At 37.6% G+C, this 18,076-nt stretch carries 24 protein-coding genes; 18 read left to right on the top strand and 6 right to left on the bottom strand.

Features of this window, described 5'->3' with window-relative positions:
• Positions 1 to 58 precede the first annotated feature (58 nt).
• From V7108_RS11435 to V7108_RS11425, 3 genes are all read left to right on the top strand, one after another.
• Positions 59 to 235, top strand: a complete 177-nt coding sequence (locus V7108_RS11435; RefSeq protein WP_335568303.1) for a hypothetical protein — start codon at positions 59 to 61, stop codon at positions 233 to 235.
• 93 nt (positions 236 to 328) lie between these two features.
• Positions 329 to 682: a hypothetical protein gene (locus tag V7108_RS11430; RefSeq protein WP_335568302.1), complete on the top strand. Its 354-nt coding sequence runs from the start codon at positions 329 to 331 to the stop codon at positions 680 to 682.
• A 183-nt stretch (positions 683 to 865) separates the two neighbouring features.
• Positions 866 to 1,333, top strand: a complete 468-nt coding sequence (locus tag V7108_RS11425) for a PTS sugar transporter subunit IIA (protein WP_335568301.1) — start codon at positions 866 to 868, stop codon at positions 1,331 to 1,333.
• A gap of 249 nt (positions 1,334 to 1,582) precedes the next feature.
• Here the strand turns inward: V7108_RS11425 and V7108_RS11420 are convergent, their stop codons facing one another.
• The 4 genes from V7108_RS11420 to V7108_RS11405 all read right to left on the bottom strand — a co-directional run bounded on the left by V7108_RS11420 (position 1,583) and on the right by V7108_RS11405 (position 2,700).
• Positions 1,583 to 1,735, bottom strand: coding sequence for a hypothetical protein (locus tag V7108_RS11420; protein WP_335568300.1), 153 nt, complete (start codon positions 1,733 to 1,735; stop codon positions 1,583 to 1,585).
• Between the two features lie 151 nt (positions 1,736 to 1,886).
• Entirely contained in the window at positions 1,887 to 2,024 is a 138-nt protein-coding gene (locus V7108_RS11415) for a hypothetical protein (RefSeq protein WP_335518713.1), read from the bottom strand.
• A gap of 25 nt (positions 2,025 to 2,049) precedes the next feature.
• Entirely contained in the window at positions 2,050 to 2,394 is a 345-nt protein-coding gene (locus tag V7108_RS11410; protein WP_335518710.1) for a spore coat protein, read from the bottom strand.
• Between the two features lie 27 nt (positions 2,395 to 2,421).
• Complete coding sequence (locus V7108_RS11405; protein WP_335568299.1) at positions 2,422 to 2,700, bottom strand: ferritin-like domain-containing protein; 279 nt, start codon at positions 2,698 to 2,700, stop codon at positions 2,422 to 2,424.
• A gap of 217 nt (positions 2,701 to 2,917) precedes the next feature.
• Here V7108_RS11405 and brnQ point away from each other — a divergent pair, with 217 nt between their 5' ends.
• From brnQ to V7108_RS11380, 5 genes are all read left to right on the top strand, one after another.
• Positions 2,918 to 4,243, top strand: a complete 1,326-nt coding sequence (gene brnQ, locus V7108_RS11400) for a branched-chain amino acid transport system II carrier protein (RefSeq protein ID WP_335568298.1) — start codon at positions 2,918 to 2,920, stop codon at positions 4,241 to 4,243.
• Positions 4,244 to 4,380: 137 nt separating this feature from the next.
• Positions 4,381 to 4,626 carry a hypothetical protein gene (locus tag V7108_RS11395; protein WP_335568297.1) on the top strand — a complete coding sequence of 82 codons (246 nt, stop codon included), beginning with the start codon at positions 4,381 to 4,383 and terminating at the stop codon, positions 4,624 to 4,626.
• A gap of 113 nt (positions 4,627 to 4,739) precedes the next feature.
• A complete protein-coding gene (kynU, locus tag V7108_RS11390; RefSeq protein WP_335568296.1) occupies positions 4,740 to 6,011 on the top strand; it encodes a kynureninase in 1,272 nt (423 codons plus the stop codon).
• 35 nt (positions 6,012 to 6,046) lie between these two features.
• Positions 6,047 to 6,895, top strand: a complete 849-nt coding sequence (gene kynA, locus V7108_RS11385; protein ID WP_335568295.1) for a tryptophan 2,3-dioxygenase — start codon at positions 6,047 to 6,049, stop codon at positions 6,893 to 6,895.
• Positions 6,896 to 7,001: 106 nt separating this feature from the next.
• Positions 7,002 to 7,961 (top strand): 2-hydroxyacid dehydrogenase, encoded by a 960-nt coding sequence (locus tag V7108_RS11380; RefSeq protein WP_335568294.1) that lies wholly within the window; start codon positions 7,002 to 7,004, stop codon positions 7,959 to 7,961.
• 23 nt (positions 7,962 to 7,984) lie between these two features.
• Here V7108_RS11380 and V7108_RS11375 read toward each other — a convergent pair whose 3' ends face one another.
• Positions 7,985 to 8,773, bottom strand: a complete 789-nt coding sequence (locus V7108_RS11375) for an alpha/beta hydrolase (RefSeq protein WP_335568293.1) — start codon at positions 8,771 to 8,773, stop codon at positions 7,985 to 7,987.
• A gap of 374 nt (positions 8,774 to 9,147) precedes the next feature.
• On the opposite strand from V7108_RS11375, the gene V7108_RS11370 reads away from it, so the two are divergent.
• The 9 genes from V7108_RS11370 to V7108_RS11330 all read left to right on the top strand — a co-directional run bounded on the left by V7108_RS11370 (position 9,148) and on the right by V7108_RS11330 (position 16,636).
• On the top strand, positions 9,148 to 9,363 hold the full coding sequence (locus tag V7108_RS11370) for a Fur-regulated basic protein FbpA (protein WP_335520411.1): 216 nt from the start codon (positions 9,148 to 9,150) through the stop codon (positions 9,361 to 9,363).
• Between the two features lie 120 nt (positions 9,364 to 9,483).
• A complete protein-coding gene (locus V7108_RS11365; RefSeq protein ID WP_335568292.1) occupies positions 9,484 to 11,109 on the top strand; it encodes an FAD-binding protein in 1,626 nt (541 codons plus the stop codon).
• Positions 11,110 to 11,121: 12 nt separating this feature from the next.
• Complete coding sequence (locus V7108_RS11360; RefSeq protein WP_335568291.1) at positions 11,122 to 11,445, top strand: 4Fe-4S binding protein; 324 nt, start codon at positions 11,122 to 11,124, stop codon at positions 11,443 to 11,445.
• Positions 11,446 to 11,471: 26 nt separating this feature from the next.
• The gene (locus V7108_RS11355; RefSeq protein WP_335568387.1) at positions 11,472 to 12,506 is read left to right on the top strand and encodes an ABC transporter substrate-binding protein; all 1,035 of its coding nucleotides are present in this window, start codon (positions 11,472 to 11,474) and stop codon (positions 12,504 to 12,506) included.
• A gap of 35 nt (positions 12,507 to 12,541) precedes the next feature.
• Positions 12,542 to 13,309, top strand: coding sequence for an ABC transporter permease (locus V7108_RS11350; protein WP_335568290.1), 768 nt, complete (start codon positions 12,542 to 12,544; stop codon positions 13,307 to 13,309).
• A 12-nt stretch (positions 13,310 to 13,321) separates the two neighbouring features.
• Positions 13,322 to 14,131, top strand: a complete 810-nt coding sequence (locus tag V7108_RS11345) for an ABC transporter ATP-binding protein (RefSeq protein ID WP_335568289.1) — start codon at positions 13,322 to 13,324, stop codon at positions 14,129 to 14,131.
• A gap of 116 nt (positions 14,132 to 14,247) precedes the next feature.
• Positions 14,248 to 15,459 (top strand): GNAT family N-acetyltransferase, encoded by a 1,212-nt coding sequence (locus V7108_RS11340; protein ID WP_335568288.1) that lies wholly within the window; start codon positions 14,248 to 14,250, stop codon positions 15,457 to 15,459.
• Between the two features lie 47 nt (positions 15,460 to 15,506).
• Positions 15,507 to 15,680: a hypothetical protein gene (locus V7108_RS11335; protein WP_335519367.1), complete on the top strand. Its 174-nt coding sequence runs from the start codon at positions 15,507 to 15,509 to the stop codon at positions 15,678 to 15,680.
• Between the two features lie 98 nt (positions 15,681 to 15,778).
• Positions 15,779 to 16,636, top strand: a complete 858-nt coding sequence (locus tag V7108_RS11330; protein WP_335519364.1) for a manganese catalase family protein — start codon at positions 15,779 to 15,781, stop codon at positions 16,634 to 16,636.
• A 52-nt stretch (positions 16,637 to 16,688) separates the two neighbouring features.
• On the opposite strand, the gene V7108_RS11325 is transcribed toward V7108_RS11330, so the two are convergent.
• Complete coding sequence (locus V7108_RS11325; RefSeq protein WP_335519373.1) at positions 16,689 to 17,201, bottom strand: DUF3231 family protein; 513 nt, start codon at positions 17,199 to 17,201, stop codon at positions 16,689 to 16,691.
• Positions 17,202 to 17,415: 214 nt separating this feature from the next.
• Here V7108_RS11325 and V7108_RS11320 point away from each other — a divergent pair, with 214 nt between their 5' ends.
• Positions 17,416 to 18,048 carry a LysE family transporter gene (locus V7108_RS11320; protein ID WP_335568287.1) on the top strand — a complete coding sequence of 211 codons (633 nt, stop codon included), beginning with the start codon at positions 17,416 to 17,418 and terminating at the stop codon, positions 18,046 to 18,048.
• Positions 18,049 to 18,076 lie beyond the last annotated feature (28 nt).

Below are 18,076 nucleotides of genomic sequence, written 5' to 3'. Positions count from 1 at the left end.
TCTCGCCCCTTCATAAAATAGGACTATTAGCCGTAATGAAGATGTGGAGGGGATGTCGATGGAAATAGTAAAATGCCCAGAGTGTAGGCAATTAAGATTGTTCGAAGACGGAAAATGTACAAATTGTGGTTATTGCTCAAGTGTTAGAGCATCGATTAATGCCTTGCATTCACATCGCAGGCCATCAAAATATGAAGAGTTTAAAGCAAGAAAAAGATCGAGGGTTAACGAGTGATTTGTAAACAATATCAAAGTGTCATCCTTTTATCCCAAAACATAAACTTTCTATAGAGATAAAATTGAGCTTAGAGACTGAGGAGAGGATGACATGCAGCCCGAAATGCAAAAAGCGATTATTTTGGCAGAAAATATCAATGATTTTATAAAATTTGTTCAGTATCAAAGAACAAAAAATAACTTTAAGATTGACAATAATAAATTATTACAAATTAAATTTCTGATTGAAGAATATAAGTTTCAAATTATTGCAGATGAACTAATCAGGATTAATCAGTTTGATTGGAATGAAAAATACACGCTTTACTTAGTGGACGAATTTCAGAAAGGAATTACCATCATTGATGAATATGTAAAAAACAACTACAATGAATTATTTATCGTTACGGCTAGATTGTACACATTAAAGAACCTATATAGCAGTTTCAGTAAGATTGCTTCGTAAACATTCCCAACAATCACCTTGTGGGGATTATTTTTTTGGAGGGATTGAAAAATAAGGAAAATTTTAAAAAATCTGTTTTAAGCGTATGTTTTGATAAAGGAATAAAATTAGGGGAAAATAATAAAAGGAAATAACTTATTTATGAATAGTTATTTAATACGATTCAAAAAGGCGGTATAGTACATGTTTAAAAACTTATTTAAAGGTAAAAAGGCAGAAGACGATCCTACGATTTTACAGCCATTAGAAGGGGAAATCGTCCCACTAGAAGAGGTTCCCGATCCAGTATTTTCTCAAAAAATGATTGGTGATGGTTTTGCTGTAAAACCAACAAATGGCAGGGTTATATCTCCCGTAGATGGTGAGGTAATCAGTGTATTTCCGACCAAACATGCGGTTAGCGTAAAATCTACGGGAGGGAGAGAAATTTTAATTCATGTTGGTCTTGAAACAGTATCTCTTAATGGGGAAGGATTTACTTCATTTGTAAGTGACGGCCAACGTGTCCAAAAAGGTCAAAAGCTGCTCGAAGCTGATTTTGATTTTATTAAAGAAAAAGTACCTTCCATTATTACGCCAGTCATCTTTACAAACTTGGCGGAGAATGAAAGAGTCGTTATTGAAAACCAAGAGGTAAAAATTAGTAAATAATTTTACATTCTGTTAATGAGTAAGCTTTTAAGAGCTTGCTCTTTTTTATATTGGAAAATTTGTATAAATCATAACAGCCCAGTTTCCACTGAATTAAAGCAATCGTTTACCTTAGATTAGTACCAAGAAATAACTTGTCTACTATTCATAACTATCAGGGTTAAAAAATATGATTGATTTATGTTTGGTAGGAGGCAAAGTTTATGCAGAGCTTACGATGGGCATGGAGTTATATACGGAATCATAAAATTAGGTTATATATGGGTTTGCTGTTGGCACTAGCAGTATCCGCTCTAAATATGGTAAATCCTTATCTTGCAGGAAAATCGTCGATGATGTCATGTTTGGTGGAAATACAGGTTTGTTATGGCCATTATTAGCCACCATGATTGGTTTAACCATTGTTAGGACCTCAGTTCGTTATGGATATCAAATCATGTTTCAAAAAATATCCCAGAGTGTTCCTCACTCGAAGTTGGATAAATGAAAACTCTCAAGGGCTAATCCTTGAGAGTTTTTATATTTTACCGAAATTTTACCCTAAATTTATTTATTAGAGTCGGTCATCTTCCCATGCCCTATCATAGTCTTTAATCGTGTCATTTTCAGTTTTATTATGGCTTTCTGTAAGTCTATTTGTTTTATTCGATTTCATAAGCCTTGTTACTTTTACTCTTTCGACCTTTTTCAAATCGAATGACCCCCAAAGGATGATGTTAATATGGAAATTGCGATGAATAGTTATTAAATTGTTGATAGGCTTGGTCTAATTTTTGTTGTTCTTCGGCTTCAAGTTTGTACCATCCATGCTGGAACATGAGGTTATAAAGTTCCCGGCAGCTTTGATGTGTTTCATTCAAAATTTGCAAAAAGTCAGAATGAAGCTGCTCGTGACTTGCTTCTCTAACGGCAATATTGAGGCTGTCTGTTAAATATTTACATGTGCTAAGTGCGTCATTAACAAAATCGCGATCGTTCATATCGGGAGTTTTTACTTTAGGTAATTCTCCTGTCTGAGGGTTCGCAATTTGGTTGCTGTTTTGACTCTGTTGATTTGACATTACTATTCCTCCGTTCCTTAAAAATTGTTACTGCTGCTGCTGCATCTGCTGGGTTTTAGGAAGATTAGATAATGCAGCGTTGTTATCAATCTGCAGATGAGTAATTAAGCGTTGATAATGATTTTGGTGCATTTGACCTGCTTTATTTAGGGCATCCTTCAATTGAGGGTTTTGGATCTGATTAGCCATAAAGTGAAATTTTTTAAATGCTAAAAGCTCCCATGATAAGGCATCCTTTAAGTAAAGCGCATCCTTAGTCGTTATAGCCCTTGGCGGGTTGGGGATTGGTGGTTGATTATTTTGCATAGTTAAACTCCTTTCAGTTTACTTCTAACAAATCTATATTTTGCAAAATGGAACCATTATATGCTTTTATTTTTATAATCTATCTTTGCTTTCCCAAGATTATGTTATAGTAATAACTATTTGGGATGGAATCACTTCAATTTGAGGAACACTAAAAGAATTCAGAAAGAGTAAATTTGAATCAATGAATATTTTCACATCATAAGGAGACATCATCATGAATTTTTCTGCAAAACAAGTTGTTTTTATCAGTTTTATGTTATTTTCAATGTTTTTTGGAGCAGGTAATCTAATTTTTCCCCCATACCTAGGTCAATCTGCAGGTGACCATTTATGGACTGCACTTGCAGGCTTTATCGTATCTGCCGTCGGATTGCCGATATTAGGCGTCATTGCCGTAGCTAAGGCAGGTAGTCTAAATGCGTTAAATCTTAGAGTTCACCCTGGTTTTGCACTCGTTTTTCCATTTTTAATTTACATCGCAATTGGTCCAGGTCTAGCGATTCCTCGTGCAGGGAGCCTTGCATTTGAAATGGGTGCCGCCCCTTTCCTGCCAGAGAATTTGGTTGAAAGTCCGCTCTCTTTATTGATCTATACTATCGTCTTTTTTGGCTTAGCCGCATGGTTGAGTATGTATCCGTCAAAACTGATTAGTCTTTTCGGGAAGTTATTGACCCCCATCCTATTAGCTCTCATTGCCATTATTTTTGTAAAGAGCTTATTAGATCCTATCGGTTCATTTGAATCACCGACAGGAAATTATCAAGACAATCCTTTATTCCAAGGGATTTTAGAAGGGTATTTAACCATGGATGCTTTAGCAGCCCTGGCATTTGGAATTGTCATTGCTAACACGTTGACGGCGCAAGGTGTTAATAATTCAAAAGAGAAATCACGCTATATGATGTATGCAGGTGTGGGTGCTGGAGTGTTATTAGCAGTGATCTATCTAATTTTAGGATATTTAGGAGCTGCGAGCTCTTCATTAGGACAAGCAGAGAATGGTGCCATTATTTTGTCTACCATCATGACGATCCTGTTTGGAAAAAGCGGAAACCTCATTTTAGGAATCGTCTTTACACTAGCATGTTTCTGTGTTTCCATTGGCTTAATTACATCATGCAGCCAATTTTTTTCTACTGCAGTCCCAAAAGTGAAATACAAAATGTGGGTAATCATTTTAGCTGTTTTAAGTACTGCCATAGCAAATTTAGGATTAACGCAAATCCTTCAAATATCTGTACCCATCCTAGGTATGATCTACCCGATCGCCATCGTTCTTATCTTCTTAGGGCTCTTTGATGATATGATTAAAAAAAATCCATATATTTATATCACTGTAATAGGCTTTGTAGCTATATTTAGTTTATTGGACACCATTAATAAAACATTTTTGAATAACATATGGGGTAGGGGATTTGAAATTCTTCCATTCTATATCGAAGGAATCGGCTGGCTGACACCTGCAGTTATTGGGTTGATATTTGGATACCTGCTAGGCAAGTTTAGAGGTACATCACCTGTTAAAAGGACAATTCTATAGGTTGGTTAAACGAGAAACGGATAATATGAGTTTCTCGTTTTTTCGTCTTTTCTAAACCCAAAAAATGAATAACAGATATTGAACCTACAGATGAGTGAGGCATAGACTATGGTATTAAAACTATAAGGGTGTCTGTCATGAAAAGGATGAGACAAGTACAACCAATGATCGGGCAGGCGTGGACGGGGAGACACGTGGTCCTGCTTCATTGTACAACGAATAATCAACTTATTCATTTGTATAAAAGCTACCACGCACCAATTGAGCCTCCCCGCGAAAACTGTGCTGAAACATTATCGCAACTACTAAGTATCGGATATCGTATCCAAGCTAGTACAGCAATTTCACCAAATCAAATTCAATATGTTCTTGTTCTTGAATAGGTTAATTGTATCAACTAATAAAAGCCGCTTTCCTATATAGAGCGGCTATTTCTAATTTCGCTCCGAGTACAATAGAATTAGAAAGACGATAAATGATGGAGAGAGGGATAGGTATGCTTTTGACAGCGGAATATGCCAAAAAATTAGATAAAGAAGACCACTTATACAGATTTCGAGAAGAATTCTACATAAAACCAAATACCATTTATTTAGATGGGAATTCTTTGGGACTTCTTTCAAAAAGAGCAGAACGCACCCTCTTAGAATCATTACATGATTGGAAAGAACATGGAATTGATGGCTGGACAAAAGGGAAGCACCCATGGTTTTTTTTGTCAGAAAGATTAGGAGAGATGATTGCACCACTTGTCGGAGCAGAAGCTGACGAAGTGATGGTTACTGGGTCAACTACGGTCAATTTACATCAGCTTGTTGCTACATTTTATAAGCCTGAAGGAAAGAGGTCAAAAATTCTCGCTGATGAATTAACCTTTCCATCTGATATTTACGCGCTGCAAAGTCAGCTGCGATTACATGGTTTTGACCCAGATACACATCTTATCATGGTAAAAAGCCGAGATGGGCGATTCTTAAAGGAAGAGGATATCATCGAAGGTATGACGGATGAAACTGCACTCATCATTCTGCCAACGGTACTTTATCGCAGTGGTCAAATCTTGGACATGAAACGATTAACAGCGGAGGCGAATAAAAGAGGTATCCTAATCGGTTTCGACGGATGTCACTCTATCGGTGCCATACCGCATTCCTTTAGTGAATGGGGAGTTGATTTTGCTTATTGGTGTAATTACAAGTATTTAAATGGTGGACCAGGAAGTGTAGGCGGATTATATATAAATAAAAAACACTTTGGAACTGCTCCTGGTTTAACGGGTTGGTTTGGTTCTAAAAAAGAGAAGCAATTTGATATGGAGTATTCCTTTACACCTGAAGAATCAGCAGGTGCTTATCAAATTGGAACACCGCATGTGCTGAGTTTAGCCCCTTTACTTGGCGCTTTAGAGATTTTTACAGAGGCAGGGATTGAAAAAATAAGGGAAAAGTCTGTAAAAATAAATCGGTTCTTGATGGATTTGATGGACCAAGAATTATCCAATATGGGATTTAGTATTGGCAGCCCTTATGAAGATGAACGTCGTGGAGGGCATATAAGCCTTGAACATAAGGAAGCCGCGCGTATTTGTAAGGCCTTAAAAGCAAATGGAATTATTCCTGACTTCCGAGCACCTAATATTATACGTCTTGCGCCGGTGGCACTATATACCTCTTATTCTGAGGTATGGGATGCAGTTGAGGTTCTAAAGCAAATCATGGTGGAAAAGCAATACGAGAAGTTTGAAAATGTACGTGATGTTGTAGCGTAGAGGGAGAATGGATTAAACCATGGGGGGCGCTAATCATGAAATCACCCGAAGAAAACAGGAAACTAGATTTAGAAAAAAACATTCAAACCGATTTCCAAAAAGCAATGTCCTACGGAGATTACCTTCATCTTGATAAAATTTTATCTAGTCAACACCGGCTTTCTGATCACCATGATGAAATGTTATTTATCATTATCCATCAAACCAGTGAATTATGGATGAAATTAATTATTCATGAAATAACAGAGGCGATTCAGTATATTCTCCAAAATAATTTGGAGCCTTCCTTTAAAGTTCTATCGCGTGTTTCAAGAATACAACAGCAATTGATTCAATCATGGAGTGTTCTTTCCACCTTAACTCCTTCTGAGTATTTGGAATTTAGGAATAAACTTGGTCAATCTTCCGGATTTCAGTCTTTTCAAAACCGTTTGATTGAATTTGCCTTAGGTCACAAACGTGCACATACTCTAACAGTCTATCAGCATCAAACTGAACTATATAAAAATATGCATGAGTCTCTTCATAAGCCGAGTATTTATGATGCCGCCATCCATGCTTTGGCTGCTCGCGGCATCCCAGTTGATGAAGATGTCTTAAAACGCGATTTGTCAAAAGAGTATGAACCTAATGAAAGTGTTGAAGAAGCATGGCTGACCGTATACCGAAATGTTGACCAATACTGGGACTTATATGAGCTGGCTGAAAAGTTAGTTGACATTGGCCACCAACAACAATTATGGCGATTTAATCATATGAGTACAGTAGAAAGAATTATTGGTCATAAGCAAGGAACAGGGGGGTCATCTGGTGTAACCTATTTAAAAAGGGTACTCGATCAGCACTTCTTTCCAGAACTTTGGAGCGTACGAACGAAATTATAAATTTTATTTGATGAAACATTCGTGAATATCCTTCAGTAGTTGTTTAAATAAAAAGTTTATTCATTTATAATTTTATTATGATAGTTTACGAAATGGAGCAGGGATAATGAAACCTAAAGTAATTGTGTATAAGAAAGTGGATAAAAAAGTTTTAGAATTAATTGAAGACACATGCAAAGTTGTTTATTTTGAAAAACTTGATTCTAATATCTATCCAGAATTTATTGAAGAACTGAAAGATACGGAAGGATTAATAGGTTCTGGTCTGAAAGTAGATCATGAATTATTAGATCTTGCCCCTCAGTTGAAAATAGTCTGCAATATAGCTGTTGGTTACGATAATCTTGATTTAGCTGCGTTAGCAGAGAGAGGGATTATGGCGACCAATACGCCAGATGTTCTAAATGATACGGTAGCGGATACGATTATGGGATTAATTCTTTCCACTGCTAGAAGAATGCCAGAATTAGATCAATGGGTGAAAACCGGACAGTGGAATTCTGGCCTTGAAGAAAAATGGTTTGGAATCGATGTCCATCATAAGGTGCTAGGGATTATTGGCATGGGTGGTATCGGCTCTGCTGTGGCTAAACGGGCACATTTTGGATTTGATATGGAGATTTTATATCATAACCGTTCACGTAATCAGGATGCGGAACAAAGGTTTGGGGCAACCTACTGCTCGATTGAGGAATTATTAAAGAACTCTGATTTTGTATGTTTAATGACACCCTTAACTCCTGAAACCGTAAATTTGATTGGAAAAAGAGAATTTGAGCTGATGAAAGAGTCAGCAATCTTTATTAATGCTTCGAGAGGGAAAACAGTTGATGAGGAAGCTTTGATTCTGGCGCTTCAAGACGGACAAATATATGGTGCTGGACTAGATGTTTTTGTACAAGAGCCAGTGAAAAAGGATAACCCGCTGCTTTCCATGAAGAATGTTGTTACGCTGCCTCATATTGGATCAGCTACATATGAGACTCGATTTAAAATGGCAATGACAGCAGCAACAAACTTAGTGACAGGGCTAAAAGATGGAAATCCACCAAACTTAATTAATTAAGAATAAAAGAACCTCGCCTATTTTTAATGGCGAGGTTCTTTTATTCTTCTGGGTGTAAATACATTACTTGTTAGTTTGTTAATGAATAAGCTGCATTGTTCACCTATAAACTCTTTGTCATAGTCCATTGAGGCAACATGATACGAATTGTATAATGGAACAACTTCTTTTATTTCAGATTGAACGGCAGACAAAATAAAATTCGTGTTCTCAGGTGGGACGACGTGATCTTCTTCTGATCGAAATGCCAAAACGGGGCAAGAAATACCTGGAAGTTTATCCCTCGTTTCACTAATCAATAAAAATAACTGATTTATGGACCTGACAGGTGCTTTCGTATAAGTGATTTCATGAACATTCTTAGCTTTTATATCTGGCGCTCCTTCATGAACAAAACGGGGGAAACGTTTATTTTTAAACCTTTCCATAGGAGGGATGGAATTTATTGCCGCGTTAATTAACATAATACCTTTGATATCTCTGTACTTGTTGGCTAAATTTAACGTCAAGGTTCCACCCATTGATTGACCGATAACGAAGATTTCACTGCAATGTTGTTGAAGAAATGAATAACCATCTTCTAAACTTTGAATCCAATCTTGGTAGCTGCAGTTTTCCATATCCTCAAAATGGGTACCATGTCCTTTTAATCTAACTCCGTAAACTGTGAATCCTTCAGCTGCAAGGTATTCTCCTAAATATTTGACACTCTGTGGGGTACCCACAAAACCGTGTGAAATTAAAATTCCAATTTCATTTCCTTTAAAGAAAAAAGATCCAGCTCCTGGTAATACCGAATATTGTTCAATCATTAATAAAACTCCTTTCTTTATGAATTAATAGAAGTAAGTATTTAAAAAAACACCTCCTGTCTAAAGTGAGGTGCCTTTTGCTGTCAAATCGGCGAATTATTACCTTTAAGATATACCTATAATTCCGATGTGTCAAGTTGGTTTTATAATAAAATCAAAAAAATTAAAAAAGTCATTGACAAGAATTAGGTTACAAAGTATATTTTAGACTATAGTTTTAATTCCCAGTAAACAAGTAGGTAATGTAAGAGAAGGAATATATTAATAGTAAGCCTATTGGTCAACCAATGGCTCCTCTAAATTTTGCATAATAAGCAAAATAGAGGAGCTTTTTTTATTCCTTTTTTAGCGCTAATGATAAAGGAGAGTTGAAAATGGGAAAAATTCTTCGACAAGCTGTAGAAAAACGACGATTGGAATTGATTAACAAACTAATTGCATTCGGTGTTTATAAAAAAGAGGAGCAGCATCTTTTGGAGCTATCACTAACAGATCTAGAAAATGAATTTAGAAATTTTGTAGAGGATCAACATCCACATAGTGAAATAGAATCCATCCATTGGGTTAAAAAAATTAATAACTTAAGTTGACCAGACGACTGGAGACTTCCTTATTATGGAGGTCTCTTTTTTGTTTCATTCAAGGAGGTGGTTTTATAGAAAGATTAACGAAATAGAAGAAAAACACAATATCTTAAGGAGATGATGGAAATGGCGATTGAGTTAACTCAATCTTATAAATTAGCAAATCAATTGTATGATCTAAGTCTTAAAGCAGATGTTCTTGTTATTGGCGGGGGACCCGCTGGTTCTTGGTCTGCCATAACTGCAACACAAAATGGTGCTTCGGTAATCTTAGTAGATAAAGGTTATTGTGGAACAAGTGGAGCGACTGCTCCTTCAGGCAGTGGTGTTTGGTACATACAGCCTGACAAAGAAAAAAGAGAAGAGGCCATGAAAAGTCGTGAAGCTTTAGGCGGGTACTTATCAGAGCGAAAATGGATGAAACGAGTGCTTGATACAACCTATGAAAATATGAATCAATTAGAAGCTTGGGGTTATCCTTTTCCAATAGATGAAAATGGGGTAGCTCATAAAAGAAGTCTGCAAGGACCTGAATACATGAGATTAATGCGGAGGAAATTGAATAAAGCAAAGATTACAATCCTTGACCATAGTCCTGCGCTTGAGCTTTTGTACGATAGTCACGGTGTTGCGGGTGCAGCTGGTATCAACGAACAAACTACCCAAACATGGTCTGTCCAGGCAAGTTCCATTGTGATTGCCTCTGGGGGTTGCGCATTCCTAAGCAAGGCATTAGGGTGCAATGTATTAACAGGAGATGGCTACTTACTAGCTTCTGAAGCTGGAGCAGATTTTTCCGGAATGGAGTTTTCCAATGCGTATGCGATTACGCCAAAATTCTCTTCGATTACAAAAACAGCTTTTTATAATTGGGCAGTTTTCACCTATGAGGACGGATCGATTATCGAAGGTGCAGGCTCCCAAAGAGGTCGTTCAGTAATAGCAAAAAAATTGCAGGGAGGTCAAAAAGTATTTGCTCAATTAGTGAAGGCAAAGGATTATTACGACTTACAAAAATGGATGAGAATTGCGCAGCCGAACTTCTTTGTTCAATTTGATCGAATGGGAATTAATCCCTTTGAGGATCGATTCGAAGTGACGTTACGGCTTGAAGGGACGGTACGTGGAACGGGAGGGATTCGTATTGTCGATGAGACATGTGCCACATCAGTGCCAGGTCTATTTGCAGCAGGTGACGCAGCAACCAGGGAAATGATATGCGGCGGATTTACGGGAGGAGGAAGTTATAACGCAGCTTGGGCGATATCTTCTGGTTACTGGTCAGGGGAAGCAGCTGCAAAGTATGCCTCTAGTTTCAACCGAGATAAACGTGATAGAGTCCTAACAAGAAAACAGGTTATCGGGATTAACGAACACTCTATTGGTAAAGATCTTCTCGATGCGTCAGAAGTGACCAAGAGGGTGCAAGCAGAAGTTACTCCTTTTGACAAAAACCTGTTCAGAACTGAAGAAATTTTAACACCTGCATTATTAAGACTTAACACTTTATGGAATGAGTCAAAGAATAGTCTCCAGGAAAATCAGGGGAATCTTTTAAAGGTACGAGAATCAGCCGCAATGTTAGCGACATCCAGATGGATGTACACAACGGCACTGGAACGAAAAGAAACACGCGGGATGCACAAAAGATTAGACTACCCTGTCCTGGATGAAAATCAACATTATCGATTAATTACGAGTGGATTAGATGAGATAAAAGTGAACCCAACTACCAAACTGCAAAACACGTAAGGAGGAAAAAACTTGATTGAAGTTTTACTAGAAGACCAGTGTGTGGAATGTAATTTATGTGTAAAAGTATGTCCGACGAACGTTTTTGAAAGAAGAGAAGGAGCAGCACCGGTAATTGCCCGGCAGGATGATTGTCAAACCTGCTATATGTGTGAACTTTATTGTCCAGTTAAGGCTCTTTATGTAGCACCAAACGCTGATGATATTATTGGTATAACGGAGCAAGAATTGAAGGAAACAGATTTAATAGGAAGTTATCGTTCTAATATTGGCTGGGAGAAGGGGCAAAAATCCACGGCTAAACAAGACTTAGCATATAAATTTTATCTAAAATAATTGGAGTGTGGACAGAATTGAAGAAGATGATAAAGATAAAATACTTGGTTTTTGTAGTACTGCTATTTACCCTGCTGTTAACAGCTTGCAACTCAAATGGTGCTGCTACTAACGCGGAAGCTAAAAAAGAAAATAGCACTGAGTCGAACAAAGAAAATGGTGGAAAAACGCTTCGGTTAGGTTATATAAACGCCACAGGTTCGACGAGTGAAGGAAAACCAGCAGTATCAGGTGCAGAAGGCTGGGCGATTGAAAAGGGATTTTTACAAGAGGAGCTGAAAAAAATCGGTATTACCGAAATTGAATATTATGCTTTTCCAAATGGGCCAAACCTAAATGAAGCCATGGCATCTGGAGAAATAGATTTAGGGATTTTTGGTGATACTCCAGCGTTATTAGCTAGGGGTGCCGGCCAAAAAACGAGATTAATTGGTTTAGCAAGTATTTATCAGGATATTTGGCTTGTAACCAATAAGAAAAACGGAATCTCTAAATTGGAAGATTTAAAAGGGAAAACAGTAGCTACAGCAAATGGTTCTTATATGTTTCGCTATATTCAAGGGTTACTAAAAGAAGAGGGGTTACTGGATGAGGTCAAATTTGTATCCTTATTCCCGCCAGAGGCGTTAGCTTCACTAGAACATGGTGACATACAAGCCTATGCATTCCCCACCTACATGGGTCCAAAACATGTAAAACTTGGATTTCCGCTCGTATTACAGGCAAGCAAAACAACTCCAGAATTAACAGGGACTTCTGTCATTGTGGCGACTGAAAAATACTTGGATGGGAATCCAGAATTCTTATCCGTCTGGGATGCTATAAGGTCAAATGCAGTAAAAGACTTAAAGGAACACGGTGAAGAATATTACCAATATGTTGCGGATGTATCGCAGCAGGATTTAGATGTAGTGAAGGAAAGTATTCCTTTAGATAACATTAGGGAAGAGAGTTTTCCTGAAGAGGGCATCAAGTTATTAGAAGGAACGAAGAAGTTTTTGGTAGCACAAAAATTAATCAAAAAAGACTTTGAATTAGAGAATTGGATTTTACGAGAATAATAGCTATCGATAGCCTATAGATCAGAGGTGTTAATGTGAACAAGACATTCGTAAGATATAGTTTACCCATTGTTCTACCGATATTGATTGTTTTAGTATGGATCTATTTAACTGAAAAAGAATTTATTGCGGCCTATTTAATTCCATCACCATTAGTGGTGATCGATACATTCATTCAATTTTTGGGAGATGGTACTCTTTTAGCTGACACTTGGACCAGTGTTAGTAGAATGCTGCAAGGTTTTTCATTGGCAGTGGTCACCGGTTTAATATTTGGAATTATTATGGGGTTGTTCACTCGTATCGACCAATTTTTTGCAGGTGTATTTAATGCCATAAGGGTAATCCCGCCATTAGCTTGGATTCCAATCATTATCCTTTGGTTTGGAATTGGTGAGGCTTCTAAAGTAATTATTATTTTTAAGGGCGCATTTTTCCCTATTCTTTTAAACAGTATTCAAGGAATAGAAGGGGTGCCAAAAGGATATTTAGAGGTATCTAAACTGATGGGAGTAAGTAAGAGGAAAGTGTTATTTCAGGTGATTTTACCAGCTGCATTGCCTTCCATATTTGTTGGTCTACGATTAGGGCTTGGTACTGCATGGATGGCGGTTGTAGCGGCTGAATTAATTGCTTCTGAATCGGGATTGGGATTTAGAATCACTCAAGGTAGAGAACTTTCACAGCCAGATGTCATGGTTATTGGAATGGCGATGATAGGACTGATTGGAGTATCAATGGATGCATTCATAAAGTTGATTCAAAAGCGTGTCCTTTCCTGGCAGCCAGGGATTAAATCTTAGGAGGTTACGTAGATGCTTACCCAAGAAAGAGTTCAATATGAAACCTATAAACCGAAAATCAAAATATCTAATTTATCAAAAACATATAATCAGAGAGACAAAAAACTTGAGGTATTAAATAATATTGATTTAGAAGTTCAGGAAGGAGAGTTTTTGACCATTGTCGGCTCAAGCGGTTGTGGAAAAAGCACGCTATTACGCTTAATAGCCGGTCTTGATTTATTATTCGAAGGCTCCATTACGATTGATGATCAAATCATCTCTGGAATTGGTCAAGATCGGGGGATGGTATTCCAGGATCATCGGCTGTATCCATGGATGAATGTTGAGCAAAATATAGGTTTTGGTCTGGAGCATCTCTCTGCAAGGGAGCGTAAGAGAGTCGTGCAAGAGCATATTGAATTAGTCGGATTAAAAGGCTTTGAAAATGCGAAGCCTGGAGAACTTTCTGGAGGTATGTCTCAGCGTGTTGCCATCGCTCGTACTTTAGTAAAAAAACCAGATATCATTTTATTCGATGAACCCTTTGGTGCTCTTGATGCATTGACAAGAATTCAAATGCAGCACGAGATCCTTAGAATTAGAGAACAATCCAATATTACAATGATCCTGGTTACACATGATATTGATGAGGCTGTTTTATTAGGGGATAGAGTCATTGTCATGTCAAAGAAACCAGGACGCATCCAAAAGACAATTCCGGTGTATTTACCGAGACCACGCGATAGGAATAGTTATGATTTCTTAAAAATTCGTGAACAAATATTTCATTTATTCTTCGAAAATGAAAAAGTAAAAATACCAGAAGACTATTCCATATAAATATGTATAAACAAGTTGCTCACAAAGATGAGCAGCTTCTTTTTTTGGAATTCTATTCCACCTTAATGTAAACACTAGAAATTAGATAAAGTAAGTTAATTTTTGGAGGTATACGGATGAGTCGACTAGACAGGCTCAAAATGGGGAAAGTGGAAACAAATCACTTCCAACAGTTTAATGAGTTATTACGGTATGTGTTTCAAGTTACCAAGAAAGATTTACAACTGGTAGGCTGGGAAGAACGAGAAATCGCTTTAGCAAAAAAACCGGTATTGGATCAAGCGGATGTGATTGGCTGGTTTGATGGAGAGAAACTTGTCTCGCAGTTGGCTGTTTATCCTTTTCAAGTTAATATTTTTGGACAGACATTTGAAATGGGCGGGTTGACGGGAGTCGGGACGTATCCAGAATACGCCAATATGGGACTGATGAATAAATTGATGCGTCAGGCACTAGCAGATATGCGTCAAAGAAAACAATCTATTTCCTATCTTTTTCCCTATTCCATTCCCTATTACCGTCGAAGAGGCTGGGAGATTATTTCGGACAAGATGACGTTTGAAGTTAAAGACATCCAATTACCAAAGATAAAAAAAGTACCTGGATATGTGGAAAGGATGAATATCGAGCACCTAGATGTTAAAAAGGTTTATGAACTCGTTTCAAGTAAAATGCATGCGGCCATGATTCGAAATGAATTAGCCTGGGAGGAGTATTGGCGATGGGATGTAGATGAACAAACGGCAGCGGTATATTATAATCATGCTCACGAGCCACAGGGGTATTTGTTGTACTGGATTTCTGAAGATGTGCTGCATATTAAAGAAATGATATATATCGATCAAGAGGCGCGGGTAGGGCTTTGGAATTTCATTGGTGCACATTTTTCTATGGTCTCAAAAGTTGTCGGAAATATTTTTATGAATGAGCCACTAGCTTTTTGGCTGGAAGATGCAGATATTAAAGAAAAAATCTCTCCTTATTTTATGGCAAGGATTGTTGATGCTAAACAATTTATTGCCCAGTACCCTTTTATAGCTACAGGAACAGATATAAATCTTACCTTTAGGCTGGATGATCCAATGCTAGAGTGGAATAAAGGGATATTTACACTTCAAGTTTCTCCCGAGGGTAAGGGAGAGTTGGTTCAAAGTATGGAGCAACCGACCTTTTCTTTAGATATCCAGACATTAACGACTATGCTGCTAAGTTACAAAAGACCAACGTATTTAGCCACTATCACGAGAATTAACGGTGATAAAAAGTCTGTGGAGTTACTTGAAAAAGTAATTAACATGCAAACACCATATTTTTCAGATTACTATTGAGCAAGTAAAAGTAAATCAAATAAATTATTCATTAGAGGGTGAAACCGATGAACGAAGAAGAAAAAGAATCAAAAAATACCAATTCTAAGAAAATATATAGTTCATTTAAAGAAATGTATGGAATTGATCCGGAAATGAGCTTGTTAACAGCTAATTTCGCTCCACCTGAAAATGCTATTTTAAATGAGCATTATCAAGAGGATTCTGCTGATAATGAATAGTTGGATTCCTCCCAAAAGGTTATTGGATAAGTGATGCGTATTTGGAAAACCTATTTAGGTGCTAATATTTTATCAAACATTATATAGGAGGTAATCAATTGTATTTCTATAGAGAAGACCTAATTAATATGATTGTTCCAGATAAACCGGATCCGGCGGCTGCTAAAGTACTTCAAGAAACATTGGGTGGAAGATTTGGTGAAATGCGAACAATGATGCAGTTTTTCTTCCAAAGCTCAAACTTCAGAGGAAACCAAAAGCAATACCGCGATTTAATCAGAGGTATTTTCCTAGAGGAAATTAGCCATGTAGAACTCGTTCAAACAACCATTAATCAACTCCTGAATGGGTCGGGAGAAGAGGCCGTTGGGGCAGGGGGAACGATGGGTGCTCCTTTGGAAGAAGCCGTTAAAGAACACGCAAACCCTCATCACTTTATTATGGGTGCTCAGAGTTCACTTCCAGTCGATGCAGGAGGGAATCCCTGGAGTGGTAACTATGTATATAGCCATGGAAACTTGATAAGTGATTTATTAGATAACGTCGTATTAGAATCTACAGGGGTTCTGCAAAAGACACGAATTTATGAAATGAGCTCAAATAAAACTTTTAGGGAAACATTAGCGTTCTTAATTGTCCGTGATAATGCGCACCAAAATGCATTTGCAAAAGCATTGGAAACGCTGGGTGTGAACTGGGGTAAGATTTTCCCAGTACCGAACTATGATATAAATAAGTATCCAGAATGCCGAAAATATGTAGAAATGGGTTTCCATAATGCTCAATTTAATTTTAGATTAGATGAAACCCTAATTGGTACGATATTCCAAGGTGAATCACCTAGCAGGGATTCTGGAACATTACAAGTCGTACCACCGCCGCAAGGTTATCCTGTTCCAGTAATGCCTGAAATGCCGAATGAGCATAGCCCTGGAATTAGTGATTTAAATCGATAATGTAAAAAAGGATGAGACACAAAACGTGTTCATCCTTTTTTATGGTGTCAAATTAACAATCGCCATGTTTATTGAGATGTAATGGGGGAGGAATGAGCCAGCCTTTTTCTTTATTTAAACGGAGGACTTTTCCTCCAAGTGCGACCTTTTGCGCATGGAATTGCGTATACATCAAAGCTAAGTCTTCCCTGATTGATTTACCTATTGCTTGACTGCAGGCTACGAGTCCAGCGGCAATATCAGCAGAAAGTCCAGCAGCAATGGCAGGGTCTATGATTCGAGCACCCACTGGAATATCTTCTAAACATGCTTCAGGAGGCTCTGGTTGCGCAGGCGGTAAGCCAATGCCGTTTTCTTTTAAAAGTTCCTCTAATTGCTTGTTTTCGCCCTGACAAATTTCACTTGCTTCTACTAATAACTTCTTTAAATCCTCATCACCTGCATGGTTTAACATGGTATGATATCCTGCAATCTTCCCGTTATTTACCAATGCAGCAGACCATAAATCAAATACTTCTCCATAATGTAAAGGCTCTTCCTTAGGATTCCCGCTTAAAATTCCCATTGTTGCCCTCCTTAGTGTATAGGCTAGTTTATTCATTAACAGTGCCACCTTTCTTGAAGCACATCAATAGGGTTTCCATTCCGAGCTCTTCTCATTAATTTTTTTATCGTTTTTAGTTATTTCATTTGCCCTATAAAAAATTTTAGACATGTGACTGTATAACGAACATAAAATGTACAAGTTAAGAGATTGGTGAAGTGGAGTGGTGTTTTTTTTGAATATTAGCATATTGGCGAGCTACATCATATTGGGCTTTACACTAGCAGCTCCAATTGGCCCGGTAAATTCTGCTCGGTTAGATAAAGGAATTAAGAATGGCTTTTGGCATGCATGGGTTGTGGGGGCAGGCTCAATGGTTGCAGATGGTTTCTTTATGCTGCTCGTTTATTTAGGAATGGTTCAATTTCTAGGGATTCCGATTATTCAAATCTTTCTTTGGTTATTTGGCGGATTTATTTTAATTTATTCAGGAGTAGAAAGTATCAAAAATGCAAATACGATTACCCTAACATACAGTAGAGAAAAAGAATCATTAGTGAAGTGCTTTTTTACAGGATTTATCATGTCAATCACAAGCCCGTTATCGGTTCTCTTCTGGTTAGGGATTTATGGCTCTGTTTTGGCTAAAACGGCTCAGACAAATGGGACGGAATCATTGTGCATTTATAGCAGTATGATTTTTCTTGGATTAGCCATTTGGGATGTCTTCGTTGCAGGCCTTACGACAGGCTTCCGAAAACTCTTAACGATTAAAAGTCTAATTGCAATATCGATTATCTCAGGGGCTTCATTAGTTTTGTTTGGTCTTTATTTTGGATATCAGGGGATTCAAGCGCTCTTTGGTTAAGCGTAAAGTTTTTTATTATCACGCTTGA

Origin of the sequence: Neobacillus vireti, assembly GCF_036962345.1 — a bacterium.
Lineage (GTDB): Bacteria > Bacillota > Bacilli > Bacillales > Cytobacillaceae > Neobacillus > Neobacillus vireti_A.
Note: the sequence above shows the minus strand (reverse complement) of the source record. Positions and strands in the feature narration are given on the sequence as shown.